A 24,439-nucleotide genomic window follows, 5' to 3' on the forward strand; every position below is an offset into this window, starting at 1 on the left:
TTTCATTCCGGTTCTTGTGGCGGGTCGGTTCCGGGGCCGTGCAGCCCGATGCCCTCCGGAGGACCAGAAAGCTTCCATTGGTTGTAAAGAACGACCGCCCTGGCATTCGCCTTTCCCTCGATCAAGTTCAACAGCCGCTGCCTGGCCTCCTCGTATCCGCCTTCGTCCGCCACCCGCTCGGCCTCGATCTCCCGGTCGCGGGCGAGCTGGCGCTGCAGGCTGTCGACTTTTTCCAGCGTGCGGACGATGAGCGACATGGCGTCGGTCGCGGCCTTCACGTCGGCGCGGGCGAGCTTCTGCGCTGCCTCGTCGCCGTCTTCCAGCGCCTTTTCGGCCGAGGCCCGCATCCTGCGGAAGGCCGAAAACTGGTCGCGCATCTCGACCGTCATCTCGTTGAGCAGCCGCCGCAACTCCTCGGCCGGCGCCACCGCGACCTCCGCCGACTTGGTTTCCAGCAGCACGCCGCGCACCTCGCCGGCGAGCGGCCCGTCATCCATGACGACCGCGTCGCCATAGGCAGGGCGTTCCGTCCAGAGCCCGAAAAGCGTCGGATCGAAATTCTCGAATTCATCCATGGCCGATCGTCCGGTAGGCATGTTACGGCGCACGGCCGCGCGGCGGCGTCCGTTTCCGGTCGCCCGCGCCATGCCTGCCGATGCCAGATAAAAAGAAGGCCCGGTTCAGGAACCGGGCCAATGACTGGAAGCCTTGCTCCGACAACCTTCCGGCTGCCTGTCGGCGCAATTCTTCGACTATGGCGGAACACTATCAAACCACCGTCACGCCGTCAAGGACTATTTTCCTATTTAGCGTTTTTTTATGGAAGCCGCGAAGGTGCTCACGTTCCGCAGAAGGTGCGCAGCACCCTTTCCTCCGGCTTCGGCGGCGTCATCAGGTCGGCGAATTCCGGGCGTTCCTCGAAGGGGTTTTCCAGCGCTTCGAGAAGCCGTTCGAAAAAGCTGAAATCGCCGTAATTGGCGGCCGAAAGCGCCTCCTCCACCCGGTGGTTGCGGGGGATGACGGCGGGGTTGACGGCGCGCATCGCCGCCACCCGTTCCTCGCCCGGCAATTCCTCTGCAGCCAGCCGCTCCCGCCACAGGGAAAGCCAGTCGGCGGCCTCTCGCGGATCGGCGAAGCAGGCGAGGAAAGCCTCGTCGCGCCCCCCGGCCGCGTCGGCAAGCCGCCGGAAGGCCAGCGTGAAATCGGCCTCGCCCGCATGCATGGCGGCCAGCAGCGCCTGGATCAGCTCGCCGTCGCCGTCCGCTGCGGAGGAAAGGCCGGTCTTGGCGCGGAAGACGTCGATCCACTGGCGCTGGAACCGTTCGCCGAATTCCTTCAGCACGGCGTTCGCCGCATCCACCGCCCTGTCCTCGTCGCTGTCGAGCAGCGGCAGGAGGCATTCCGCCAGCCGGGCGATGTTCCATTGGCCGATGCCCGGCTGGTTGCGATAGGCGTAGCGGCCCATCTGGTCGATCGAGGAAAACACCTTCATCGGATCGTATTCGTCCAGGAAGGCGCAGGGGCCGAAATCGATCGTCTCGCCCGAAATCGTCATGTTGTCGGTGTTCATCACGCCGTGGATGAAGCCGATACCCATCCAGCGGGCGATCAGCCGCGCCTGCCGCCCGGCCACCGCCTGCAGCAGCGGCAGGTAGGGGTTTTCCGCGCCCCCCAGCTCCGGATAGTGCCGGTCGATCACGTAGTCGGCGAGCAGTTTCACGCCGTCATTGTCGCCGCGGGCGGCGAAGAACTGGAACGTGCCGACCCGCACATGGCTCGCCGCCACGCGCACGAAGACGGCCCCCTGCTCCACCCTCTCGCGATAGACCGGCTCGCCGGTGGCGACCGCGGCGAGCGCCCGCGTCGCCGGAATGCCGAGCGCCGCAAAGGCCTCGGAAACGATGTATTCGCGCAGCACCGGCCCCAATGCGGCGCGGCCGTCGCCCCGGCGGGAAAAGGGCGTCGGCCCCGCGCCCTTGAGCTGAATGTCGCGGCGCCGGCCCTCGCGATCCACGAGCTCGCCGAGCAGGATCGCCCGGCCGTCGCCGAGCTGCGGCACGAAATTGCCGAACTGGTGGCCCGCATAGGCCATGGCGATGGGAGACGCGCCCGGCGGCACCACGTTGCCCGCCAGGATCGCCGCAAGCCGCGCGGGATCGGAGAAATCCGCCTCGACGCCAAGCGCGTCTGCGAGTTCCTGGTTGAACTTGATCAGCCTCGGCCCCTTCACCGGCTCGGGATAGACGGAGGCGAAGAACCTGTCCGGCAGGCGGGCATAGGAATTATCGAACTGGAACACGGGAATGCGTCTCCTGGGGTTTTTGAAATCACCCTGTCCCCCCAATATGGGGAATCTCCCCTGCCGAACAAGCGAAAGACGCTTTTGTTGCCGAAGTCGCGGGCGGGCTTCGCCGGGCATGGCGAAGAGGCGCTTGCGGCGGCCAGAATTGATCTTCGTCAAGTATAAATCCGGGGAGAAATTTATCCGGCTTCCGATCTTAAGCATATTATGAGCAACACCTTGTATAAATACTCCCTTACATTCATAGCTCTACTGCAACAATGTCGTTGCTCTTAGGGAGAAATCATGAAGAAGAGTATGTTTACGCTTGCCGTAGTGACACTACTGGCAATCAACGGGGGAGTCGCCTTCGCCGCCCAGGGCGGCAATGGCAAGGGTCACGGCTACGGCCACAGCAAGGGTGCTCCGCTTCCGCTGGCGGCACTGGGCCTTCCGCTGGCGGCCGGCCTGTTCTTCTACACCGCGCGCAGGAACAAGAGCTGACGCAGCCGCTGCGGCGGTCACCGCCGCAGCGGACTTCTCCGTCGAGAGAAAGAGAGCACCGTGGGTCCCCTCTATTCCATCCTCATCCTTTGCGCCTTCGGCAACGCCGTCTTCGACGATATCCGCAAGACGGTTGTCGAAGACGGCGTGGTCCCGGCCATGCTCACGGGCGGCGACGTGCATCCCGTGCTGATCTTCTCGGTGCTGTGGACGGCCTGGACCGTCTGGAGAGCGCCCCTCGACGCCGCCCTCCCCCGCTGGGCGGAACGGGCGATCCTCATTGCCGTGGCGCTGTTCCTCTATATCCCGCTCGGCTGGTTTTCCTGGGTGGCGCTGACCATTCTCGGCATTCGCATCCTGCTCTCCGACCGGACGCTCGGAATGCTCTGCATCTATCTCACCGTGCCGAAATTCTGGGGCCTGATGACGGTGATGGCGATCGGCACGCCGGTGCTCTCCATCGACGCCTATGTGACGGCGCTGGCGGCCGGATACGGCAACAGCGGCAATTTCGTCGTGCCGGGCGACGGCAACGATCCGGTGCTGATCCTGTGGGCCTGCTCCTCCTTCCACGGAATTTCCTACATGCTTCTCGCGTGGCTGGCGTTTTCGGCGGTGAAGAAGATCAGCCCCCTGCGGTATCCCGGCTGGCTTGCCCTCGGGCTTGTCGGCGTCGTGCTGATCAACTGGGCGCGCCTCTTCGCCATGATCCGCTTCATGGATCTCTACGAACCCCTGCATCACGGCATGGCGGGAGAGGTCGTCGGCCTCGTCACCACGCTCTGGATGATCTGTTTCGCATCCGCACGGCCGGGACGGGAGGTGCGCGCATGATCCGCCTGTTCGCAGCCGTCGTCCTGCTGCTCGTCGTTCCGGTCGTGCTGAAGGAACGGACGGGCGACCTGCGGCAAGTCGCCTATCAGAGCTGGTATCACGGCGTCGCCAGCGCGCACGTCCTCGCCCCGATGCGATCGATCGGCCTGCCCGTCAGCACCGAGCAGGAGGGCTCGTACGGGACGGCGGATGCCGCCGCCTGCAAGCTCGTCCTCAACGCCGCGGACCCGCAGGGGCAGAGCCTCGGCTACCTGATGCAGCTTTCCACCGATTTCGACCGGCTGTCGTTTCTCTACAGGGGCAGGATCTATAGCGCGTTTCCCTATCTCCGGGCGATCACCCGGCACATCCTGTTCATCGTCGCCAATACCGCCGGCATCGACACAGACTACCAGCCCGTTGTCGCCCTCTTCGAACAGGGTCCCTGCAGCGAGCTGGACCGGCTGCGCCAATAGCCGGTCGGGCAAGCCGGCGATCCGGCGTCGCCGGCCCCAGAGCATCTGATCTGCGTTCGGGCGCACGGCGCTCTACGCCTCCTTCAGCCGCACGCCGAAGCCGAACAGGAAGGTCAGCGCCGCGCCGGCCGCGGCCGTGCCGTAGAGCCAGAACGCCGGCCCGGCGGCATCGCCGGTGGCGAGCGCGGAGACCAGCCCGGTCGCCGTGGCGATCATGCCGGCGACACCCGCGCCGATCGCATAACCCGCGGTCGAGATCGTCGGCAGGAGGGCGCTCGCCAGATCCCGCTCCACCCGGTCGGCCGCCTCCATCGCCGCCTGGTTGACATTTGCCCAGGCGGTGCCGAAACCGACGCCGATCGCCACCTGGCCGAGGACCAGCAGGAGGACATGACCGGTGGCGAAGGATGCGCCGAGCGACAGGAAACCGAAAAGCTGGAACAACGGGCCGCTGCGCATCCACCCGTGGCGGGCCTCGCGCGCCGCCACCCGGCTCGCGATCACCGCCACCACGCTCCAGGTGAGCGCCATGAGCACCACGAGATAGCCCACCACCGAGGGGCGGAAATCGAAGACCGCGCCGATCATCACGGCGAGGTAGACGCTGCCGACCGAATGGCTGGCAGACATCAGGAACAGCACCCAGAACCCGTGCCCCAGCACCGAACCGAGCCGGAAGGCGCCAGCCGGAAAGAGCCTCGGACCGATCCTGCCGTCCAGCCTCAGCGCGGGCACGAACAGCCCCGCCCCCGCCGCGATCGCCACGGCCTGCATGACGCCACCCGTTGCGACCGACGAGAGGGACAGGACGAAGGAGGCGGCGAGGCAGAGCGTGATCGTGGCGAAGGAGAGCGGAACCGGCGCCGCCTCGGTCACGCGCGGCCGCGCGGCGAACGCGAAGACCGGCAGGAGCAGGACGAAGGGCGCGACCGCCAGAAATGCCGCCCGCCAGGAATAGGCCTCGGTCAGAAGCCCGCCCGCCAGGGGGCCGGCGATCGCCGCGACGGCCCAGACGATCGCCTCGACCGCAAACACCCTGGCGACCAGCGCGGAGGAAAAGTTTGCGGGGATGAGGCTGTAGCAGACCGCCACGATCAGGCCGTCGGCGATGCCCTGGAGAAGCCGGCCGGCCATGATCCAGGAAAAGGCCGGCGCGGCGAACGCCATCAGGCCGCCGAATGCGAAGACCAGCGTCGAAACCACGAGGCCGGCGCGCGTGCCGAACCGGTCGCGCAATGCCGCGGCGCCGGTTCCGCCGGCGATCGAACCGAGGAAATACAGCGTGTAGGCCCAGCTGAAATATTGCGTCCCGCCAATCTGCTCCGCCGCCGGCGGCAGCGCCGCGACGATGGCGAACTGGTTGAACGCGTGCAACCCTATGCCCGCCGAGATCAGCGCAAGCATCGCCCCGTCCCGGCCGCTCAGAAGCCTCGACCAGCCCGCATCCATTTCCTGCAACATGCCCGCCCCTTTCTCCTTGTCACGGTTGCCGGCACGCTACAACCTCAAGGGCAGTTGAGGTCAAGACCCGAAATGGAAATAAAAGTCGATATATTTCAATATCTTATTGGAACAGTCCCTTTTGCAGGATTCCATATTTTAGATATAGCTTTTCAAGCAGATCGCACTACATCCCTTCCGTCACCAACCGGAGGGAATCCCATGAGGGCTCTTTTCATTCTCGCTGCGTCGGCCGCCATGACCGCCTCTTCCGTTGTGTTTGCCGCGGATGCCGTGCCGCAGGTTCCCGCCGCGCCGGAGGCGGTGGAAACGCCGGTATCGTTCACCTGGTCCGGCCCCTATGCCGGTCTCCACGGCGGTTATGCCTGGGGCGAAGGGGATGCGACGACGGCTGGCGGCGGCGGTTCGGACAGCTTCGACGGCGGCCGGTTCGGCGGTTTCGTGGGCTATAACTGGCAGTTCTCGAACGGCTTCGTGGCCGGTGTCGAAGGCGACCTGAACTACGACTGGAACGAGAACAGCTATACGGGCGGGTTCGACATGGATACCGGCTTTTCCGGGGGCGTGCGCGCCCGTGTCGGCTACGCCTTCGACCGGGCGCTCCTCTATGCCGCGGGCGGCTGGACGATGACCAATATCAGCGTCGACGGCTCCGGCGTGAACGACGACGACACCCTGAACGGATGGACGGTCGGCGCCGGTCTCGACTATGCCTTCACGGACAACGTCTTTGGCAGGATCGAATATCGCTACAACGACTATGGCGACGGCAGCCTGGCCGGCTTCGACACGGACTTCAACCAGCACGTCATCAATGTCGGCATCGGCGTGAAGTTCTAGAACATCCTGCGTTCAGGTGGAATCGCCCGGGCGCAGATGATCGGAACGGCGCTCCATCCGGTGAAGGCGGTGACCGGTTCAGGGCCGGTTCAGGGCCGCTTGACGACCTTGAAGGCGATGAACTGCGTCTTCTGCTCCCTGGAGAAATTGTTGTCCGAGACGAAGACCAGCATGTCGCTGCCATCCGTGCCCTTTGCGAAGGTCACGCTCTCGATATTGTCCGGCTGCAGGCCGATCGCCCGCATGTCGAGGACCTGGCTCTTGCGGACCGGCACGACCGGCGCCTCCGCGCCTGCAAGCGACGCCACGGCGGAAATATCGGTCGCTCCCGCGATGTCGATCATGAAGACCCTGATCGAATTGCCGAAACCCTGCGCGAAGCCGCGTTCGACCACCAGAAGGCGATGGTCGTCCAGCGCCAGGATTTCCGAGGCGCCGTTGTCGTTCCAGCCCTTTTCCACCGTGGGCGCCTGCGGGATCGGCTCGATCGGATAGGCATATTGCGCCTTCGGCTTGCCGGTCGCCGCATCGTAGCGGATCATGCGGGCGAGCGCGCCGCGCGCCAGCCCGGCGATGGGGCCGTCCTGGTAAAGCGCGGATTCGGGCAGCGCCATCACATCGCCGTCCGGCAAAACGGCGAGCGCTTCGAACGCCAGGTTGTCGCGGACGCCGGCGGACTTGTCGGCGGTCGGGGCAAACCCGGCGGGAAGCTCGAATTCCCGGATGAAGGAGCCGTCCGCGGCGGCAACGCGCACGAAGGGCGGCAGCAGCTGCTTGGCGTCGCCCTCGCTCGACCAGTAGAGGCCGTCCTTGCCCAGGCGGATCGATTCCGGATCGACCGACTTGGCGGCGAAGGCCGCGCCGTTCCGGTCCTTCAGGGTCACGGTCTTCAGCACCTTCACATCGGTTATCCCCGCCGCGGAGACATCGATGGCAAGCTCGTAGAAACGGGCCGGCGCCTTTTCCGAACGATCGTCGGAGATGGCGATGAAGCGATTGCCCGCCGGATCGTATTCGAGGCCGGACAGGCCGCCGAGCTCGATCCCGTCGAACTGCGCGCCGGTCGGGATCACGTATTCCCCGGCGAAAGCAAGCGCGATGCCGGCCTGGCAATCGCCGAACGGGCACGGCGTTTCAACCGTGACGCCGGGTTCGGCGGCCGGAACCGGGGAAGCGAGAAGGATGGCGAGGGCAACGGTCGAAAGCAACGATTTGAGCATGAATCAATATCCGGCAATTCGAGGAACGGTCGCAAAAACTGCCGCTTCCCTTGCCACAGGAATTTTGCCGTCGTGTAACGTCGGCCTTTCATAGATATAAAATTTTCATGACAGGCTCCGTCGGGACCCGTCCGACCGCGCCACCGCGACGGCGCCTATTCGTTGAATCCGTAGGCCCGGAGCTCCGCGACATTGGCGGCGAGGTTTTCAGCAAGCCGGAAACCCGCCGACAGAAGAAAACTGGCGATCAGGGCGGCTATGAAAGTCTCCGTATCCCCAAACAAGACCATGGTGTCCTCCCGCACGTCTTCATCTTCAACAATACGCTCAGGAAGACCCTCTAAAAACTTGGGAAACATACGTAATCAAATCTACGGTACTTCCTTTTCGCCTGACCGCGCGGGGGTAGAACAGGAGGAGTTCCCCCCAAAGGAGTATGCCGCCACGCAATTTGACGTTTGTCAAAATTTCGAGAGGCTATTATCCTGCAACCTTAAGCATCAGCTCGGGCGGGGGTCGTGGTGCAGGAATTCATCGCAAGGAAAAACATCGAACGTTTCCGTTCGATGCTGGAAACGGACGAGAACCGGAGAAGCACGATCGAACAGCTGATCGAAAGGGAGGAGCGCGCCCTGGAGACCATCAAGTCCAAGGTGAAGCCGGACCAGGATTGAAGATGAAAAGGGCGGCGGGAGATGCCGCCCGGTCAGCGCCGCAGGGCGCCTCACATCGCCACGCGCTCCGGCGTGTAACCGGCTTCACGAATCGCCTCCTCGGCTGCCGCCGCGTCGCCCTCGACCGTCACCTTGTGGGCCGAAAGATCGATCGCCACCGCAGCACCCGGCAGGGCTTCGCCCAGCGCGCCGCGCACCGTCTTCTCACAATGGCCGCAGGTCATGTCCGGCACGTTGAAAATCGCAGTCATTCCAGGAAATCTCCTTGTTCCAACATATCTCTCTTCTGCACCTTCCAACGGTTGGAAGGTCAAGCGTGATGCCTTGCCTTGCCCGACGGCGCGGGCGCTTCTCCCGCAAGGTCGTCGAGGATCGGGCAGTTCGGCCGGTGGTCGCCGCCGCAGCAGTCGGCAAGATGCGTCAAGGTCTTCACCATGCCCTGCATCTCGGCGATGCGCCTTTCCAGATCGGCGATATGGGAGGTCGCCACCTCCTTCACCGCGGCGCTCGTCCGGCTCTTGTCCTGCCAGAGCTTCAGCAGCGTCTCGGTCTCCTCCAGCGAGAAGCCGAGCGAACGCGCCCGCTTGATGAAGCGCAGCACATGCACTTCCTCGTCGCCGTAGACCCGGTAATTGTTGCCGGTGCGGCCCACGGGGCGGATCAGCCCGATCTCCTCGTAATAGCGGATCATCTTGGCGGAAACGCCGGAGGCGTTCGAAGCCTCGCCGATATTCATCGCGATTCTCCAATCTTCACCGCCTTGAGCCTCAGCGCGTTGCCGAGCACGAAGACGCTCGACAGCGCCATGGCGCCGGCCGCGATCATCGGCGACAGCAGCCAGCCGAAGGCGGGGTAGAGCGCGCCCGCCGCGACGGGGATCAGCGCCACGTTGTAACCGAAAGCCCAGAAGAGGTTCTGCCTGATATTGGTCATCGTCGCGCGGCTCATGGCGATGGCGGAGACGGCGCCGGAAAGCTCGCCGCCGACCAGAACCACGTCGGCGCTTTCGATCGCCACATCCGTGCCGGTGCCGATGGCAATGCCGATATCGGCCTCGGCAAGCGCCGGCGCATCGTTGATGCCGTCGCCCACGAAGGCGAGTTTCCGGCCGCCGGACCGAAGCTCGTGGATCGCCTTCACCTTGCCCTCCGGCAGGACCTCGGCGACGACCTTCCCGATGCCCACCTGGCGGGCGATGGCCTCCGCCGTGCGGCGGTTGTCGCCGGTCACCATAACGACCTCGACGCCCATCGCCTGCAGCGCCCGGATCGCATCCCGGCTCGCGGGCTTCAGGGGATCGGCGACCGCGATCGCGGCCGCGACCCGGCCGTCTACCGCCGCGTAGAGCGGGGTCTTCGCCTCGTCGCCAAGCCTCGCGGCGGCTTCGGCGAACGCTTCCACCGAAAGCCCCAGCTTCTGCATGAACCGGTCGGCGCCGACCGCGACCTTGCGGCCATCCACCACGGCCTCGATGCCGTAGCCGGTGACCGACCGGAACGTCTCCGCCTTCGGCACGACGAGGCCCTTCGCCTCGGCCGCCTTGACGATGGCCTCGGCGATCGGGTGTTCGGACTGCGCCTCGACGCTTGCGACAAGCCGCAAGACCTCGTCAGCCGCAAAACCTTCCGCCGTGACGAGATCGGTCAGTTCCGGCCGGCCCTTGGTCACCGTGCCGGTCTTGTCGACCACGACGAGCCCGACATTGCGCAATTCCTGCAATGCCTCGCCCTTGCGGAAGAGCACGCCGAGCTCCGCCGCCCGGCCGCCGCCGACGACGATCGAGGTGGGAACGGCAAGCCCCATGGCGCAGGGGCAGGCGATGATCAGCACCGCCACCGCATTGACCAGCGCATGGGCGAGCGCCGGGCTCGGGCCGTAGAAGAACCAGACCAGGAAGGTGAGGAGCGCGATGGCGATCACCACCGGCACGAACCAGGCCGTCACCCGGTCGACCAGCGTCTGGATCGGCAGCTTCGAGCCCTGGGCCTGCTCGACCATGCGGATGATCTGGGCGAGCATCGTGTCGCGGCCGACCTTGTCGGCGCGGAAGCGGAACGAGCCGGTCTTGTTGATCGTGCCGCCGATGACCGTCGCGCCGGCGGCCTTCTCCACCGGCAGGGGCTCGCCGGAGATCATCGATTCGTCGACATTCGAGGAACCGTCGATCACCGTGCCGTCGACGGGCACGCGTTCGCCCGGCCGGATCACCACGACGTCGCCGGCCACGACTTCGCCCGCGGGGATGTCGACCGTCTTTCCATCCCGCTCGACGCGGGCGGTCTTGGCCTGCAGGCCGGCGAGCTTCTTGATCGCCTCGCCGGTGCGGCCCGTCGCCCTCGCCTCGAGCAACCTGCCGAACAGGATGAGCGTGACGATCACCGTGGCGGCCTCGTAATAGACGAAGCGGGCGCTTTCCGGCAGCAGGCCGGGCGCGAACGTCGTCACCAGCGAATAGCCGTAGGCCGCCAGCACGCCGACCGCGACCAGCGAGTTCATTTCCGGCGCCCCGCGCAGGAGCGCCGGCAGGCCGAGCCGGAGGAACCGGAAGCCCGGCCAGAAGATCACCGCCGTCGCCAGGACGAAATAGAGATAATGGAGGTTCTGCGTCTCGATGACGCCCATCAGCCAGTGGTGGAACGGATCGTAGACATGCCCGCCCATTTCCAGCACGAAGAGCGGCAGGGTCAGCACGAGGGCGATGGCGAGGTCGCGCTTCAGCGCCCCCTCCTCGCCCTGGTGCATATGCATGTGGTCGTGCCCGCCGGCATGGGCCGCACGATCGTACGCCATGGCGGCATGATCCATCCGGGCATGATCCATCCGGGCGTGATCCATGCCGGCGTGGCCTTCATGGCCGGTATGATCGTGGTGATGCTGGTGCCCGGCATGGCCGGCGGATGCCGCCGGCAGCATGCCCGCCTCGCGCAGCGCATGCTCCATCGCGCCGGGCGGAACCTCGTAACCCACTTTCCGGATCGCCTTTTCGAGGTCGTCGGGCGAAAAACCCTCTGCGGATTCCACCGTCAGCTTCTTCGTGGCGAAATTGACGGCGCTCTTATCGATGCCGGGCACCCTGGCGGCGGCGTTCTCGACGCGGCGCACGCAGGAGGCGCAGGTCATCCCTTCGACCGGAATGGTGAGGGGTTCGGCTTTGTGGATCGGTTTCACGGTCTGGTTCATGGGCGGACTCTCTGTTTCCCGCCCTATGTGGGGCTTCCCATCATGGGAAGGTCAAGGGGTGAAATCAAATACTCTTGTATCGTATCCCGGATACGCCTATCTTCGATGCCGGAAGGAGCTGGCCATGACTGTTCGGGACCGGATCAAACGCTATCGCGAAACCGGAGGAGCCGCCGATCTCGTGCGGGTGGAAGTCCTCGTGCCCGTGGACAGACGGGCCGATATCCTTTCGCAGGCCGCAGCGATGCGGGATGAGCACCGGCAGAGGAAAGAGCGGCTGCAGCGGTCGGTCGATCAAGCGCTCGATCTTTACAGGCTGCGGGTTCTCGACAATATCGACCTCGACCGCCTGCCCGATCTCAAGGACAAGTCCCGCGTCATCGCCAATGCCCTGATGGAACGCGGGGATGCCCGGGCCTTTGCGATCGGCAGACGCATGCTCGCAGAATTGGAGAACTAGTCATGGCTCTCACTGCGCTGCAAAGAGCCATCATGGCCTCGATCGCGAAGAACCGGTCCGAGACCAGCTATCTGGCCGGCGGCCTCGTCCTCAATCGCGACTGGCCGCGTCTTTCGGACGATATCGATATCTTTCACGATACGGACGAGGAGATCGGCCCCGTTGCGGAACGGGACATGAAGGCACTGCGCACCAACGGCTTCATCGTGTCCGTCGACGTCCTCATCTATGGCTGCGTGGAAGCATCCGTATCCCGCGATGGCGAAAGCACCCTCATTCAATGGATGAGTGAATCCCGATACCGGTTCTTCCCGTTGATCCGTGATGACGAATGGGGGGCAAGGCTTCATCAGTCGGACCTCGCGATCAACAAGGTGCTGGCGGCATCGACCCGCCGCAAGGCAAGGGACTATGTCGATCTCGTCATGATCGCAGAACGATATTGTCCCCTGGGGCCGCTCATGATGGCGGCTGCCGGTAAGCCCCCGCACTACTCCCCCGTGAGGATCATCGACGAGATTCGCCACCGGGGCCTGTCGATGGCGTCCGAAGAATATCAATCCGTGAAAGGGCTTCCCGAGGAATATGATGCCGCGGCGATCCGCCAGAAGCTGGAATACGCCCTCGATCGCGCCGAAACCTACGTCCGGTCCGCACCACCAGACATCGTCGGACTGCTCGCTGCCGATTCCGAAGGTTTTCCCGTGGAAATATCCGGAAATGCCGATCAGGCCTTCCAGCTCCGGCGCGCCACATCGGAGCCGGAAATCGTGCCTGCCTTCCCCGAGAAGCCAGCCGACTGGGGCGGGCACGTCTAGGGATCAAAAGGCAGGCCCCGGCGGCGGGGCTAGTCGCTGTCCGTGCCGGTGGTGAAACCGGGGGCGGACAGGCCTGAAAGCAGCAGCACCAGTTCCGCCTGCCGGGTGGTGCCGGTCTTGCCCATGATCCGCTTCAGGTGCGAGCGGACGGTTTCGAGGGAGACGCCGAGCGAGGCCGCGACCGTTTCCGGGGTCTGCGCCATCGCGATGCCGCGCGCCACGCGGGCCTCCGCCGGCGTGAGGTCGAACAGGCCGCAGAGGACCCGCATGTCCGGCGGGCCGACCTTGCCCACCTCGGTCACGGCCAGCACCGCCATGGAGCGGGAGAAGATGTCGCGCGCGGCGCGGCGGATCGGCAGGAGATGCAGGATCAGCGCCGGCGCACCATTGTGGGGCATCATCGGCAGCGACTGCACGGTCGGCACGGCCTGCGCCCGGTACCGGCGGATCGCATCGTCGAGGAGCGCATTGGCGCCCGGCCCTTCGAGGATGAGGCGGTCGCCGGCGCCCGTGCGGATGCGGGGGGAGAGCGTCTCCATTTCCGGATTCATGGCGATCGCCTGGCCGCCGTCGCCGATCACGGCCGCCGGCAGGCCGAGCATGGAGAGCGTCTCGGTCATGGAACGCGCCTCGCTGAAGGCGAGCCGCGACGACATGTAGGCGGCCCGGGCGATGTCCGGCTTCAGGAGGTTCAGGTGCGCCAGTTGCTCGTCGGAGAAATTGTCGAGCCCGCTGGCGCGCATCAGGGTTATGACCACCGTGTGCCCGGTCGGCTCCTGGAAGACCCAGCCCGCCTCCCACCGCATGCCGGCGGGCTCGATGAATTCGCGCTGGATCGGGTCGCCCGCGCATTCCTCGGCGGTGAAGATGTCCGTGACGCGCACGAACGAGAAGGGGGAGTTCTCCATCGCGCGCACCGGACGGGCGTTGCTGAACCTGAGGTCGCTCACGGAGAACCGGGCAAAGGTCTCGGCCAGGTTGGGCGTCGTCACGTAGCGGTGGTTGCCGAGGGCATCGACGGTGAAGATGGACGCCGTGCTCGACCGGACTTCCGCCGCCAGCTTCTCGCAGGCCTCCGTCCAAAGCTCCGGAACGAGTGCTGCCTCGTAGAGGCGGTCCGCCAATGTACTCTCTGCTTTCATCGGACTGCCATCGAACGAATGTGGAATATCCCGCTCAGGTCTATACCCCGCATGGATGACGGTATATTCGCAATCTTACGTAAGTAAGAACTCGTTTTCCCAGCCTGCCAAGAAAAAACCGGCAAGCAGGCAAATGTTTTCCAAGAAAAGCGGCATTTCAGTTCTGAAATGCTAAGCCTTGGCTCCGACCGTCAGCGGCCAGTCCACCAGGTAGTCCTCGAAGTCCTCAACGTCCACGTCCGTCTCGCTGACCGTGCGGCCGCGGGCGGAGATGCCGGCGAGATGCACGGTCTCCGGATCGCCGGACACGAGCGGGTGCCACCAGTAGAGATCCTCGCCGTCACGCACCAGCCGGTAGCCGCAGGTGGGCGGCAGCCAGGCGATCTCGTTCACCGTCTCCGGCGTCAGCTGGATGCAGTCCGGCACCGTCGCCTGACGGTTCTCGTAATCCGTGCAGCGACAGCTTTCCCCGTCGAGCAGCCGGCAGGCCACCGACGTGAAGACCACCTCGCCGGTATCCCAGTCCTCCAGCTTGTTGAGACAACAGAGCCCGCAGCCGTCGCAGAGGCTTTCCCATTCGTCCTGGGTGAGCTCTTCGAGCCGCTTCGTCTTCCAGAAAGGTTCGTCAGTCATTCCTCGGATCACTTTTGCGGCAACATGGAACAAATGTCCGAAGCCGCCCTTTACCTGTTGCGATTCGGCTATCGCGCATAAACCATTTGTCAGCTATTGCTGAATAACGGTGAGAAACTCATGCCTTTGATCCCTCGGCGGGACGGCGTCAAGCACATCTCATCAAAAAGGGCAGGGATTTCCAAGTTGCAGGACGAGCCAAAGTCACCCGAAGAACTGCCTTCCGGGCGGCCGCGCAGGAAACGCCACCTCCTGCTGCGCATCGACTCCTGGATCGATTCCACCGTCTGGAACCTCGGCTTCAAGCTGGGAGAGATATGGGAGGAGATCACCATCTTCTCCCGCCGTTTCCGCGTCCGCGGCCTGAAGCGGCTCGGCTTCGAGCTTGCCGGCGAGGCGATGACGCTCGGCACGGCCGGTTTCGTGGCGCTTCTGGCGCTCGCGCTGCCCGCCTTCGAGGAGACCAAGGAGGACTGGAGGAACCGCGGCGATTTCGCCGTCACCTTCCTCGACCGCTACGGCAACATCATCGGCCATCGCGGCATCATCCACGAGGATTCCGTTCCGATCGACGAGTTGCCGGACCACCTGATCAAGGCCGTGCTGGCGACCGAGGACCGCCGTTTCTTCGACCATTTCGGCATCGATTTCATCGGGCTCGCCCGCGCCATGACCGAGAACGCCAAGGCGGGCGGCGTCGTGCAGGGCGGCTCGACGCTGACCCAGCAGCTCGCCAAGAACCTCTTCCTCACCAACGAGCGATCGATCGAACGCAAGATCAAGGAAGCCTTCCTGGCGCTGTGGCTGGAGGCGAACCTTTCGAAGAAGGAAATCCTGTCGCTCTATCTCGACCGCGCCTATATGGGCGCCGGCACGTTCGGCGCGGCGGCGGCGTCGCAATTCTATTTCGGCAAGAACATCACCGAGGTGAATCTGGCCGAATCCGCGATGCTCGCGGGCCTTTTCAAGGCGCCGGCGAAATATGCCCCTCACGTCAACCTGCCCGCCGCCCGCGGCCGCGCCAACGAGGTCCTGTCCAACCTCGTGCAGAGCGGGCTGATGAGCGAAGGCCAGGTGATCGCCGCCCGGCGCAACCCGGCAAGCGTGATCGACCGGGCGGACGCCAAGGCGCCGGACTATTTCCTCGACTGGGCTTTCGACGAGGTGCAGCGGCTTGCCGCGGCCGGCAAGTTCCACGAACATTCCGTCGTCGTGCGCACCACGATCGACGCCGGCCTGCAGCAGGCCGCCGAAGCGGCCATGGAATCCAACCTGCGCGAATACGGCGATAGCTACAAGGTCAAGCAGGGCGCGCTGGTGATGATCGAGAACGGCGGAGCCGTGCGCGCCATGGTCGGCGGCCGCGACTATGGCGAGAGCCAGTTCAACCGCGCCACGAAGGCGCTGCGCCAGCCGGGCTCATCCTTCAAGCTCTATACCTATTCCGCCGCCATGGAAAACGGCTTCACGCCGGAATCGGTCGTGTCCGACGCGCCGATCACCTGGCGCGGCTGGTCGCCGCAGAACTACGGCCGCTCCTACAAGGGCAAGGTGACGCTGCTGACCGCCATGGCGCAGTCGCTCAACACCGTGCCGGTCCGGCTCGCCAAGGATTATCTCGGCACCGACGTGATCGTTAAGACCGCCAGGGCGATGGGCATCGAGACGCCGCTCAGGAACGACAAGACCATTCCGCTCGGCACGTCAGAAGTCACGGTGCTCGACCAGGCGACGGCCTATGCGGTGATGCCGGCGGGCGGCATGCAATCGCGCCGCCACGGCATCGAGCAGGTGGTGGGTTATGGCGGCGACGTGCTCTACGATTTCAGCCGCGACGAACTGCCGGCCACCCGGGTCCTGTCCGAAAAGGCCATGTCCTCGATGAACCGCATCCTGACCCAGATCCCGGTGATCGGCACAGCCCGCCGGGCGGCACTCGACGGCGGCATCGTGACCGGCGGCAAGACCGGCACCTCGCAGAGCTATCGCGACGCCTGGTTCATCGGCTTCACCGGCAATTACACGACCGCCGTCTGGTTCGGGAACGACGACTTCACCTCGATGAACAACATGACCGGCGGATCGCTGCCGGCCATGACGTTCAAGACATTGATGGACTATGCCCATCAGGGCATCGAGCTGAAGCCCATCCCCGGGATCGAGAACCCGCTGCCGACCGGCAACCACAAGGGAACCGAGGTGGCGAAGAAGAAGGAGGGCGACGAGCCCGGCCTGCCGGCGCTCATCCGCCCGCGCTCGCTTTCGGCCGAGACCACCCGCCTCCTGAAACAGATCGCCGCCAAGCTGAAGGATGCGAGCCCCCTTGCGCCGGCGGCAAAGGTCGCCGATGCGCGCCAGACGGGCGAAGCCTCCGCCGCCGGGCCGCCTGCCACCGCCATCACCACCGTCCACATGGAGCTGCGGCGGTAGGGCCGGGCAGCCTGCGCCGCCTCTTGCCAACGTATGGATCAATTGGCGGTTGCCGCCGGACAAAACAACATCACCACGAGTTCCTCCCGCAGATTGCTTCATCTGACCTTTGACAAAGTAAGCGATTTTCCTTACATTTCAACTCAACAAGGGAGATTCAGATGCCCGCTCTACTGAAGAAGGTCGGCACGATTACCGAAAAAGGCCAGGTAACCATTCCGAAGCCCGTAAGGGATGCGCTCGGTCTCGAATATGGCGGGCGAGTTGCCTTCTATGTCGATGAAAACAGGCATGTCTCCCTCGAGAGGGAAATCGAGGACGACGATGACGACCCCGTGATCGGCGGTTTTCTTGCATTCCTTGCAGAAGATATGAAAAAGCATCCTGAGCACGTCCAGGAGTTTCCCAACGCTTTGATTGAACGGATGGTGGAATTGACCAGAGGGATGCATGTCGACCTGGACGATCCGATCGTAGGTGATGTGAATATTTGACCGATGCCTGTCATCAATGGCTGGACCATACGTGCTCATCCGCTTTTGCTCGACCAGTTGGAGAAACTGACCGCATCGGTTGACGAGCTGGCACGGAAAAACCCTGAGGGCTACCAAGAGACCGCGAACGCCAAGTTGCTGGCCGCACTCCTTGCCCTCATGTTCGACAAAGTTCCTCAGGAGCCGACGTCCACGTCGTATCTCCAAGGCAAGACGCTCGGCTCCGAACGGCGGCATTGGTTCCGGGCGAAATTTGGGGCCGCGCGTTTCCGTCTCTTCTTTCGCTATAGCAGTCGGGCAAAGGTGATAATCTTCGCCTGGGTCAATGACGAGAACACCCTGAGAACCTATGGTTCAAAGACAGATGCCTATGCCGTGTTCAAGGAAATGTTGAACAACGGCAATCCGCCGGACGACTGGGAAAAGCTATTGAAAGCGGCATCCGACGACAAGGCCGAAAAACGCCTGAACAAAGCCTATACGTCCAAGGTGAAAAACGGGATTAGAGCATCGCTCCAGACGCACAGGATGCGCGCCCTGCGACCTGAAAACGCATCGCAGATCAAGCCCGCCTCGTTCTCCCCATGCCGGGCTCGATCAACTTCGATGATCGCTTTCTCTCCCACAAGGGGAGAGACAAGGCCGCACTGTCGGCGCCGCTGCCCCGACATCATCGCAGGGACGTTTCGCTTTTTAATCAAACATCGCATTCCTTCCGGGGGGAATCAGTGCTAACCCTCTGGCCCAGCTATCCCGAGGGCCAAAGCAAACCCGTGTTCCGTGTTCCCTTCCTCATCGCGATCGCGCTTGTCATCGCCTTCGGCGGCGGGATCTGGTCCACCCTCGCGGCGCTGAATGCGACCGTCGGGTTCGGCGCCATCAAGCTCGGGTCCTGGGAGGCGTTTCCGGAAGTCCAGACGGCCGCGGCCGACCCTTACGCGAAATCGCACCGGGCAAACGCCGGCAAGCTTCTCTATGCGAGCGCCGAAGGCCTCGTCTTCACCGCCGCGGCGGACGAAAGCGGCGCGCGGCTTTCGGGAAACTGCTCCTATCGTCTCACCGGACATACGCCGCCGGCGCGCTTCTGGACGCTGTTTGCGACGTCCCCGGGCGCCGCGCCGCCACCGGCCCGTTCCGACCTGCCGATGGCGGTGAATTCGCGCACCGTCCTGCGCGACGGGGAAGGCAATTTCGATATAGCCATCTCCGCGACCGCCGAGCCCGGCAACTGGCTTGCCGTGCCCGCCGGCGGGACGTTCCGCCTGACGCTGACCCTGCTCGACACGCCGACCGCCGGCAGTTCGGGGCTCATCGACCTCACCATGCCGCGCATCGTGCGGATCGGGTGCGGCAATGCCTAGAACGAGGCCCGGATTTGCCCTGCAGGTTCTTTTCGCCGTGGTCACGGGCCTTATCGGCGCGGCGCTGCTGCATCTCGTCATCATCCTCCTGCTGCCGGATTTCAGCGAACGGGACGCCTATACGCGCGTCCTTGCGGAAGGCGAGATCCATCGCTTCTATCGGCTGGGGGAGCAGCGGGACCGGGCCGGTCTCGCCAAGGACGATCCCTTCGTGGAGGTGGCGGTCTGCGCCTTCGACGTCGCCGAAGGACCGCTGCGGCTGACGGCGCCCGGTGCGGACGTGCCCTTCTGGTCGCTCGCCATCTACGATCAGTCGTCCAACGAAGTCTTCAGCATCAACGACCGCACATCGGCCGGTGGCGGACTGGACGTGGTCGTCGCCACGCCCGTGCAGATCACCACGCTGCGCAAGTCGCTGCCCCCGCCGATCGCGCAGTCGATCCTGGTGGAAACCGGCAAGGCGGAAGGCTATGTGGTCCTGAGAAGTCTCGCCCCGCAGCGGAGCTTTGCGGATATCGCGTCGCAATTCCTCAGCCAGGCGGCCTGCGCGCCCTTCGAATGGCGTTCCAGAAGCCGGTTCTGAAAAGGCCATCGCGCGGGAAGCACGCCTCAGTCGGCGCGGACCGCGTGGTTTTCGGCCTTGCGGTCGCCCAGATCGTCGAAGCGTTCGTAACGCACGCCGGTGAACAGCAGAAGCTGGCCGGCGTCCTCCGCCTCGCCGATCCTGATCTGCGGCCGGCGTGCGTTTTCACTGCGCCATCTGTTCAGCACTACGATCTCTGCCATGCTCGTCTCCGTTTCAAGGAATTCGAGACGGATGAAGACGGACCGATTTCACCCTGCCCTCTTGATGGGGCTGGCGCTTCCCGAAAGCCAGGCTTCGGACATTCGCGCCTTTCTCATCGCGACGCCGCGTCGACAAAGAGGCGCCGCGACATTACGGCACTGACGGCCGGTTCCGCCTGAACCTGCCGCTCGAAGCGCGGTCGCGATCCCTATGCGATGCGCTTCGGGGGATGGCCCCAAGGCCGGGCAAGCCGGACCTCAAACGCGGGGCCATCCCGAACTTGAAAACCCGGCAATACGCGCCGGTTACTCCCCAAATTCAGCCAGACCAGCCTTAATAGTCAGTTAATGCTAAAATAGCAGTTGCTACCGATGCATGTCTGTTGTCCGTCGCAAAAACGCAGAAGCGGCCGTTTGGTTCAACCGCAGGCCGGCCGATGCCGGGCGCGGTGTTTCCCATGACGAAACGACGGATACCCCAACAAGTCACGGACGTATCGAAACGATCCGTTTTCACCGACTGTTAACCCTCAGAGCGTTAGCATCTGGTTAAACCAAGGCGTCTCGTCCGGCGGATGTTCTCACAGCTTCGTGAGCGATGCGGCGCCTGCGGGGAAAGTTTCAGTTTGTGACCTCAGGCAAGGTACGACGACGGCATCGGGTGGGTCTTACGGCAATCCTGAATGCATCGCGGCACCTCCGGATTGTATTGCGTTGACGTGAGTTTGCCCGTGACGAACGAGTTTCGCGACCTTGAGAGGCCCCCGGCCATGCGTAAGAAGGATGTGGTGTTGATGGCCACCGTGACGAGTTTCGAAAGTCTTCCGTACCCCTCGCGGTCGGAGCTTCGACAATTCGCCGAGCTCTTCGCCCCGCTCTTCTCCGCCTCGTCCGAAGAGGCACGCCGCGAGGCGGTCGCCGCGCTGTCGCAGTGCAGGACCGTGCCGCCGGCGGTCGCCTTCTTCATCGCCAGCCAGCCGATCACCGTGGCGGCGCCCTTCCTGATTTCCTCCACCTGCCTTTCCGACGATGCGCTGATCACGATCGCCCGCACGCAGGGTGAGCCGCATGCCCGCGCCATCGTGCGCCGCGAAGCGCTGTCGCCGACCGTCATCGACGCGCTTGTCGGGCTGCGCTTCGACCGCACGACCCGTCGCGGCGCGGAGGAGGATGCGGAAGCGGCCGTGCCGGGCGAAACCGCGCTCAACGCCCCCCTGCCCGATGACACCCGGCCCGATGAGGCCGCGCCGGATCTGGCCGACGACATCGGGCGGCTCGACCGCGAGGAACTGCTGCGCCAGCGCATCAAGGCGCTTGCCGGGCATATCGACCGGCCGGCCGGCGACCGGCTCGGCCTGCGCAATCTCTCCCCGCTCCAGGAAGCGCTCCTCGTCCGGTTTGCGCGCGACCGCGAGATGGGCCTGTTCGCCACCGTGCTCGCCGATGCGCTTTCGGCCAGTTTCTGGCTTTCCGAACGCATCATGCTGGATATTTCCGGCCAGCAGCTCGCCACCACGCTCAGAGGCCTCGCCATGGAGGAGGAGGACGCCGTCTTCATCCTGAAGCGGCTCTACGACCACCTGAGCGCCGGGCAAGGCGGCGTGAGCCGCGCGCAGGTCCTCTGGGAAGCGCTCGACGAGGACGAATGCGGCAGGCGCGTCGAAGCCTGGCGCCGCGCCGACCGGTACACCTATGCGGAGCCGCAGCAGCAGCCGGTCGCCTCGAACGACCGCGACGCCGGTGACTACGAGGCCGAGCCGCGGCTGATCCGCACGACGGCGAGCGCCCGCAGGCCGCTCCACGGTCTGTACCGGGCGCGCTGAGCCCTATTCCCCCGCCTTCACCACCTCGAAAAGATCGGCGACATCGTCGGTCTCCAGCTCCACCAGCCAGAGATCCGGATCGAAGCGGAGTTCGCGCGACAGCATCTCGCGAACCGTTTCCGGCTCGGCCTTCTGCGCCCTCACCTCGAACTTGCGGCCGCCGTCATCCTCGCCGAAGAAATTCTGCGGAGCCGGCGCGTAGAGCGTCTCCAGCCCGTCGCGGAACCGCTGGCGGATGAAGATGGCGCCGGCCTCCTCCGCGCCCTTCTTCTCGACGGCGGCGAAAGCGCCGAGCCCGAAGACGCGGCGGACGAGAGCGGAAACGAAGATATCTGACTTGAGGCGCATGCCCCGTCTTACGGCGCTTCGGCGCGAAGGGCAAACGGGCCGGCACGTCATTCCGGCAGAACCGGATGCCGGCAAGGGCTAGGCTTAGAGGGGAGCGGGCTTAGAGCGCTCCGATGGATTTCAGCTTCTTCAGCACCATATCGTTGGGCTCGCCGGTCTCCGGCAGCCGGTAGTGCTTCTCGAACCGGCGGATGGCCGCCTTGGTCTGTTCGCCGGCGACGCCGTCCACCGTGACATCCGCATAGGCGATATTCGACAGGCCGCGCTGGATCTGCAGCACGAGATCCGTCGAGGGCGAAGAGGAGACCGGTCTCTGGGCAACGGGCGCGACGGGCCTGCGCGGGGTCGAGCCCGTGTTGGGTATGTCGGCCGGCGGACGCATGGCCGGACCGCGCTCCGAGGCGCGGATCGCCGCCGCCACGGGGTCCTCGCCACGGGCCGCGACGCTTTCGGCCGGACGGCTCACGGGGACGACCTTCGGCGGAGACGACGGCATCGGTTGCGGCGCGGGCCTTGCGGCGGGCGCCCTTGCGGTCTCGGTCGGGGCCGGCTTCTGCGCTGCGGGTGCGGCGGGCTGCGGCGCGGCCTGTTCCGCAGCCTGGGGGCGCGGCGTCGGGGAAGCGGCGGGCACGGCGGCCGCGGGAGCGGAAACCGGGGCCGAAGCCGGCGCAGGACCGGCGGCGGGGGCAGGCCGGGACGCGTCCGGATCGGCACGCTCGATGCGGAAGGTCGTCACGTCCTCGGGCGCGGCGCGGCGCATCGGCCGATAGCCGGCGATGGCGTTCGGATCGCTCGCGTCGCGGGTGGCGAGGAAAGGGGCGGGATGGCCGCCCGGCTGATACCAGAGCGCATTGGCGGCGACGAAGCTGAAGATCACGCCGAAGGCGGCAATGCCGAAAACGGGCCTCGGATGGCGCACGATGGCCCGCCCTGCCGACGAAGCAAGGTTCGATAGAAGGCCCGGCTGCCTGACGGGCTTTTTCCTGTCAGGCGATTTTCGCTTCCGCGCGGTCATCGACAAAATCCTGTTCGTCCATCATGGGCATATTCCGGGCCGCGTTCTGAGACGCGTTCTGGGCCGTCTTCTTCCGGATTGTTTCCTGGGGCGCCTGCCGGGCTGCAGTCAGCCTCGGCGGGAATTCGACTTTCTCCTCCCGGGTTTCATCCCGCATGCCCTGGACGCCCGAACCATCGGCCGGCAGGGATATCGTCACCACGGTCCCCTCGCCCGGGCGGCTGGAGATCGCAAAGCGGCCGCCATGCAGCGCCACCAGGCCCTTGACCAGCGAGAGGCCGAGACCGGTCCCTTCGTAAGCGCGGGTATAGGCATTTTCAACCTGCATGAAGGGCTGGCCGATGAATTCCAGCTTGTCGGCGGCGATGCCGATGCCGGTATCACTCACCGAGATCACCACGTCGTCGCCCGAAAGCATGGCGTCGATCGAGACGACGCCGCCCGGTCCGGTGAACTTGATGGCGTTGCCGGCGAGGTTGATGAGGATCTGCTGCACGGCGCGGCGATCGGCGATCACCTCGCCCAGACCCCGCGAGGCGCGGCTCGTCAGCGTGACGCCCTTTTCGCGGGCCGACAGGTCGAGCATGGCGCGGCAGGCTTCCATGGCCTCGGCGATCATGAAGGGCTCGGCCAGAAGCTCGTAGCGGCCGGCTTCGATCTTCGACATGTCGAGCATGGTGTTGACGACAGACAGCAGATGCGCGCCGGACTGGCGGATCAGCCCGACATATTCGCGCTGCCGGTCGTTCTCCAGCCTGCCGAAATATTCGCCGGCGAGCACATCCGAAAACCCGAGAATGGCGTTGAGCGGCGTGCGCAGCTCGTGGCTGACGGCGGCGAGGAACCGCGACTTCGCCTCGTGGGCGGAGCGCGCCTCTGCCACATGGGCGGCAGCCTCCAGGCGCAGCTCTTCCTCCTCGGAAAGATCGCGCGCCTGCGCGAAGACGGAAACGAGCTCCTCCTCGCCGTCGCGAATGGCCGTCATGTCCAGCCGGACGGGCAGGAACTGGCGTCCGGCGGCGCTGAACGGCCGCTCGATGCGGATATCGACCATCGCGTCCGCCGCCCCCTGGCGCAGGACGTCGAAGGCCTGGGCGAAGCCGATCCGGTCCGACACATGCACGACCTCGGCCAGCGGCTGGCCGGAAGCCTCGCGCAGGCTCGCGGGGAAAGCATGGCGGTCGCGGCCGCCCGCCTTCAGCACCAGGCCCTGCGGATCGAGGACGAGCGACAGACCCGGGCAGGCGTCGAAAGCGACGTCTTCCGGCTGCGGACCGGGAGCCGGCAGCGCCACCCGGCGCTGGAAGGCGAAAAAGGCGGCCACCGCCAGCAGGAAGAAGGAGAGGACCAGCGCGGCGCCGACCGGCAGCGCCAGGGCGGGAGTGAGAACGAGCGAGAATGCGGCAGGCACGACGACGAGCGCGGCGAGGCATGCAAAGGCCAGCCTGCGGAACAGCGCGATTTCGGCAGCCCGAGCCACCTCGCCTTCACCGAGGCGAGTGAGCCAGCGGCTTGCGGTCCGGTCGACCAGCAGGACCGCCTTTCCGGCAATGTTACTCAATACGCGCACACCAAACCCTGATGAGACTCACTTGACTGCGGGGACAATAGGCCCCCGCGGCTTAAGGAAAGTATAAAAGATGGGTGCCCAAACCCCCTTCGAAAGGCCCGGAAGTCCAG

General features: G+C 65.0%; 27 protein-coding genes. 13 read left to right on the forward strand and 14 right to left on the reverse strand.

Features of this window, described 5'->3' with window-relative positions:
* Positions 1–2 precede the first annotated feature (2 nt).
* Together ACFFP0_RS21125 and ACFFP0_RS21130 are read right to left on the reverse strand one after the other, a co-directional pair.
* Entirely contained in the window at positions 3–575 is a 573-nt protein-coding gene (locus ACFFP0_RS21125) for a hypothetical protein (protein WP_377264167.1), read from the reverse strand.
* A gap of 263 nt (positions 576–838) precedes the next feature.
* Positions 839–2,299 carry a protein adenylyltransferase SelO gene (locus tag ACFFP0_RS21130; protein WP_377264168.1) on the reverse strand — a complete coding sequence of 487 codons (1,461 nt, stop codon included), beginning with the start codon at positions 2,297–2,299 and terminating at the stop codon, positions 839–841.
* 288 nt (positions 2,300–2,587) lie between these two features.
* Here ACFFP0_RS21130 and ACFFP0_RS21135 point away from each other — a divergent pair, with 288 nt between their 5' ends.
* Genes ACFFP0_RS21135 through ACFFP0_RS21145 form a run of 3 tightly spaced genes read left to right on the forward strand, consistent with a single transcriptional unit; the run spans position 2,588 to position 4,074 of the window.
* Positions 2,588–2,785: a hypothetical protein gene (locus tag ACFFP0_RS21135; RefSeq protein WP_377264169.1), complete on the forward strand. Its 198-nt coding sequence runs from the start codon at positions 2,588–2,590 to the stop codon at positions 2,783–2,785.
* Positions 2,786–2,845: 60 nt separating this feature from the next.
* Positions 2,846–3,619: a hypothetical protein gene (locus ACFFP0_RS21140; RefSeq protein WP_377264170.1), complete on the forward strand. Its 774-nt coding sequence runs from the start codon at positions 2,846–2,848 to the stop codon at positions 3,617–3,619.
* Complete coding sequence (locus ACFFP0_RS21145; RefSeq protein ID WP_377264171.1) at positions 3,616–4,074, forward strand: hypothetical protein; 459 nt, start codon at positions 3,616–3,618, stop codon at positions 4,072–4,074. The genes ACFFP0_RS21140 and ACFFP0_RS21145 overlap by 4 nt, the downstream gene beginning before the upstream one ends.
* 72 nt (positions 4,075–4,146) lie before the next feature.
* On the opposite strand, the gene ACFFP0_RS21150 is transcribed toward ACFFP0_RS21145, so the two are convergent.
* On the reverse strand, positions 4,147–5,535 hold the full coding sequence (locus ACFFP0_RS21150; protein WP_377264172.1) for an MFS transporter: 1,389 nt from the start codon (positions 5,533–5,535) through the stop codon (positions 4,147–4,149).
* A 201-nt stretch (positions 5,536–5,736) separates the two neighbouring features.
* Here ACFFP0_RS21150 and ACFFP0_RS21155 point away from each other — a divergent pair, with 201 nt between their 5' ends.
* On the forward strand, positions 5,737–6,375 hold the full coding sequence (locus ACFFP0_RS21155) for an outer membrane protein (protein ID WP_377264173.1): 639 nt from the start codon (positions 5,737–5,739) through the stop codon (positions 6,373–6,375).
* An 89-nt stretch (positions 6,376–6,464) separates the two neighbouring features.
* Here ACFFP0_RS21155 and ACFFP0_RS21160 read toward each other — a convergent pair whose 3' ends face one another.
* Together ACFFP0_RS21160 and ACFFP0_RS21165 are read right to left on the reverse strand one after the other, a co-directional pair.
* Positions 6,465–7,595 carry an esterase-like activity of phytase family protein gene (locus tag ACFFP0_RS21160; RefSeq protein WP_377264174.1) on the reverse strand — a complete coding sequence of 377 codons (1,131 nt, stop codon included), beginning with the start codon at positions 7,593–7,595 and terminating at the stop codon, positions 6,465–6,467.
* A 155-nt stretch (positions 7,596–7,750) separates the two neighbouring features.
* The gene (locus tag ACFFP0_RS21165; RefSeq protein ID WP_377264175.1) at positions 7,751–7,954 is read right to left on the reverse strand and encodes a hypothetical protein; all 204 of its coding nucleotides are present in this window, start codon (positions 7,952–7,954) and stop codon (positions 7,751–7,753) included.
* 162 nt (positions 7,955–8,116) lie between these two features.
* Here ACFFP0_RS21165 and ACFFP0_RS21170 point away from each other — a divergent pair, with 162 nt between their 5' ends.
* On the forward strand, positions 8,117–8,269 hold the full coding sequence (locus ACFFP0_RS21170) for a hypothetical protein (RefSeq protein WP_377264176.1): 153 nt from the start codon (positions 8,117–8,119) through the stop codon (positions 8,267–8,269).
* A gap of 50 nt (positions 8,270–8,319) precedes the next feature.
* Here the strand turns inward: ACFFP0_RS21170 and ACFFP0_RS21175 are convergent, their stop codons facing one another.
* From ACFFP0_RS21175 to ACFFP0_RS21185, 3 genes are read right to left on the reverse strand one after another with little or no spacing between them, the layout of a single operon-like run.
* Positions 8,320–8,520, reverse strand: coding sequence for a heavy-metal-associated domain-containing protein (locus tag ACFFP0_RS21175; protein ID WP_377264177.1), 201 nt, complete (start codon positions 8,518–8,520; stop codon positions 8,320–8,322).
* A 59-nt stretch (positions 8,521–8,579) separates the two neighbouring features.
* Positions 8,580–9,005, reverse strand: a complete 426-nt coding sequence (gene cueR, locus ACFFP0_RS21180) for a Cu(I)-responsive transcriptional regulator (protein WP_377264178.1) — start codon at positions 9,003–9,005, stop codon at positions 8,580–8,582.
* Entirely contained in the window at positions 9,002–11,449 is a 2,448-nt protein-coding gene (locus tag ACFFP0_RS21185) for a heavy metal translocating P-type ATPase (protein ID WP_377264179.1), read from the reverse strand. The genes cueR and ACFFP0_RS21185 overlap by 4 nt, the downstream gene beginning before the upstream one ends.
* Positions 11,450–11,573: 124 nt before the next feature.
* On the opposite strand from ACFFP0_RS21185, the gene ACFFP0_RS21190 reads away from it, so the two are divergent.
* Both ACFFP0_RS21190 and ACFFP0_RS21195 read left to right on the forward strand, forming a co-directional pair.
* On the forward strand, positions 11,574–11,909 hold the full coding sequence (locus ACFFP0_RS21190) for a hypothetical protein (RefSeq protein ID WP_377264180.1): 336 nt from the start codon (positions 11,574–11,576) through the stop codon (positions 11,907–11,909).
* A gap of 2 nt (positions 11,910–11,911) precedes the next feature.
* On the forward strand, positions 11,912–12,727 hold the full coding sequence (locus ACFFP0_RS21195; RefSeq protein WP_377264181.1) for a hypothetical protein: 816 nt from the start codon (positions 11,912–11,914) through the stop codon (positions 12,725–12,727).
* Between the two features lie 29 nt (positions 12,728–12,756).
* Here the strand turns inward: ACFFP0_RS21195 and ACFFP0_RS21200 are convergent, their stop codons facing one another.
* Both ACFFP0_RS21200 and ACFFP0_RS21205 read right to left on the reverse strand, forming a co-directional pair.
* Entirely contained in the window at positions 12,757–13,851 is a 1,095-nt protein-coding gene (locus ACFFP0_RS21200) for a helix-turn-helix transcriptional regulator (RefSeq protein ID WP_377264182.1), read from the reverse strand.
* Positions 13,852–14,040: 189 nt separating this feature from the next.
* The gene (locus ACFFP0_RS21205) at positions 14,041–14,502 is read right to left on the reverse strand and encodes a YcgN family cysteine cluster protein (protein ID WP_377264183.1); all 462 of its coding nucleotides are present in this window, start codon (positions 14,500–14,502) and stop codon (positions 14,041–14,043) included.
* 186 nt (positions 14,503–14,688) lie between these two features.
* Between ACFFP0_RS21205 and ACFFP0_RS21210 the strand changes: the two genes are divergently transcribed.
* The 5 genes from ACFFP0_RS21210 to ACFFP0_RS21230 all read left to right on the forward strand — a co-directional run bounded on the left by ACFFP0_RS21210 (position 14,689) and on the right by ACFFP0_RS21230 (position 19,370).
* Positions 14,689–16,932, forward strand: a complete 2,244-nt coding sequence (locus ACFFP0_RS21210; RefSeq protein WP_377264184.1) for a transglycosylase domain-containing protein — start codon at positions 14,689–14,691, stop codon at positions 16,930–16,932.
* 161 nt (positions 16,933–17,093) lie between these two features.
* Entirely contained in the window at positions 17,094–17,426 is a 333-nt protein-coding gene (locus ACFFP0_RS21215; protein WP_377264185.1) for a type II toxin-antitoxin system PrlF family antitoxin, read from the forward strand.
* Between the two features lie 3 nt (positions 17,427–17,429).
* Complete coding sequence (locus tag ACFFP0_RS21220) at positions 17,430–18,161, forward strand: type II toxin-antitoxin system YhaV family toxin (RefSeq protein ID WP_377264186.1); 732 nt, start codon at positions 17,430–17,432, stop codon at positions 18,159–18,161.
* Between the two features lie 38 nt (positions 18,162–18,199).
* Entirely contained in the window at positions 18,200–18,787 is a 588-nt protein-coding gene (locus ACFFP0_RS21225) for a DUF1214 domain-containing protein (protein WP_377264187.1), read from the forward strand.
* Complete coding sequence (locus ACFFP0_RS21230) at positions 18,780–19,370, forward strand: DUF1254 domain-containing protein (RefSeq protein ID WP_377264188.1); 591 nt, start codon at positions 18,780–18,782, stop codon at positions 19,368–19,370. Before ACFFP0_RS21225 ends, ACFFP0_RS21230 begins: the two co-directional genes overlap by 8 nt.
* A 26-nt stretch (positions 19,371–19,396) precedes the next feature.
* On the opposite strand, the gene ACFFP0_RS21235 is transcribed toward ACFFP0_RS21230, so the two are convergent.
* Positions 19,397–19,573, reverse strand: a complete 177-nt coding sequence (locus ACFFP0_RS21235; protein ID WP_377264189.1) for a hypothetical protein — start codon at positions 19,571–19,573, stop codon at positions 19,397–19,399.
* A gap of 731 nt (positions 19,574–20,304) precedes the next feature.
* Between ACFFP0_RS21235 and ACFFP0_RS21240 the strand changes: the two genes are divergently transcribed.
* Positions 20,305–21,396: a DUF2336 domain-containing protein gene (locus ACFFP0_RS21240; RefSeq protein ID WP_377264190.1), complete on the forward strand. Its 1,092-nt coding sequence runs from the start codon at positions 20,305–20,307 to the stop codon at positions 21,394–21,396.
* 3 nt (positions 21,397–21,399) lie between these two features.
* Here the strand turns inward: ACFFP0_RS21240 and ACFFP0_RS21245 are convergent, their stop codons facing one another.
* The 3 genes from ACFFP0_RS21245 to ACFFP0_RS21255 all read right to left on the reverse strand — a co-directional run bounded on the left by ACFFP0_RS21245 (position 21,400) and on the right by ACFFP0_RS21255 (position 24,329).
* Positions 21,400–21,744 carry a DUF1491 family protein gene (locus ACFFP0_RS21245; protein ID WP_377264191.1) on the reverse strand — a complete coding sequence of 115 codons (345 nt, stop codon included), beginning with the start codon at positions 21,742–21,744 and terminating at the stop codon, positions 21,400–21,402.
* A 100-nt stretch (positions 21,745–21,844) separates the two neighbouring features.
* Complete coding sequence (locus ACFFP0_RS21250; protein ID WP_377264192.1) at positions 21,845–22,759, reverse strand: peptidoglycan-binding domain-containing protein; 915 nt, start codon at positions 22,757–22,759, stop codon at positions 21,845–21,847.
* Positions 22,731–24,329, reverse strand: coding sequence for a sensor histidine kinase (locus ACFFP0_RS21255; RefSeq protein WP_377264193.1), 1,599 nt, complete (start codon positions 24,327–24,329; stop codon positions 22,731–22,733). Before ACFFP0_RS21255 ends, ACFFP0_RS21250 begins: the two co-directional genes overlap by 29 nt.
* Positions 24,330–24,439: the final 110 nt, after the last annotated feature.

Source organism: Neorhizobium puerariae, assembly GCF_042429745.1.
Lineage (GTDB): Bacteria > Pseudomonadota > Alphaproteobacteria > Rhizobiales > Rhizobiaceae > Neorhizobium > Neorhizobium puerariae.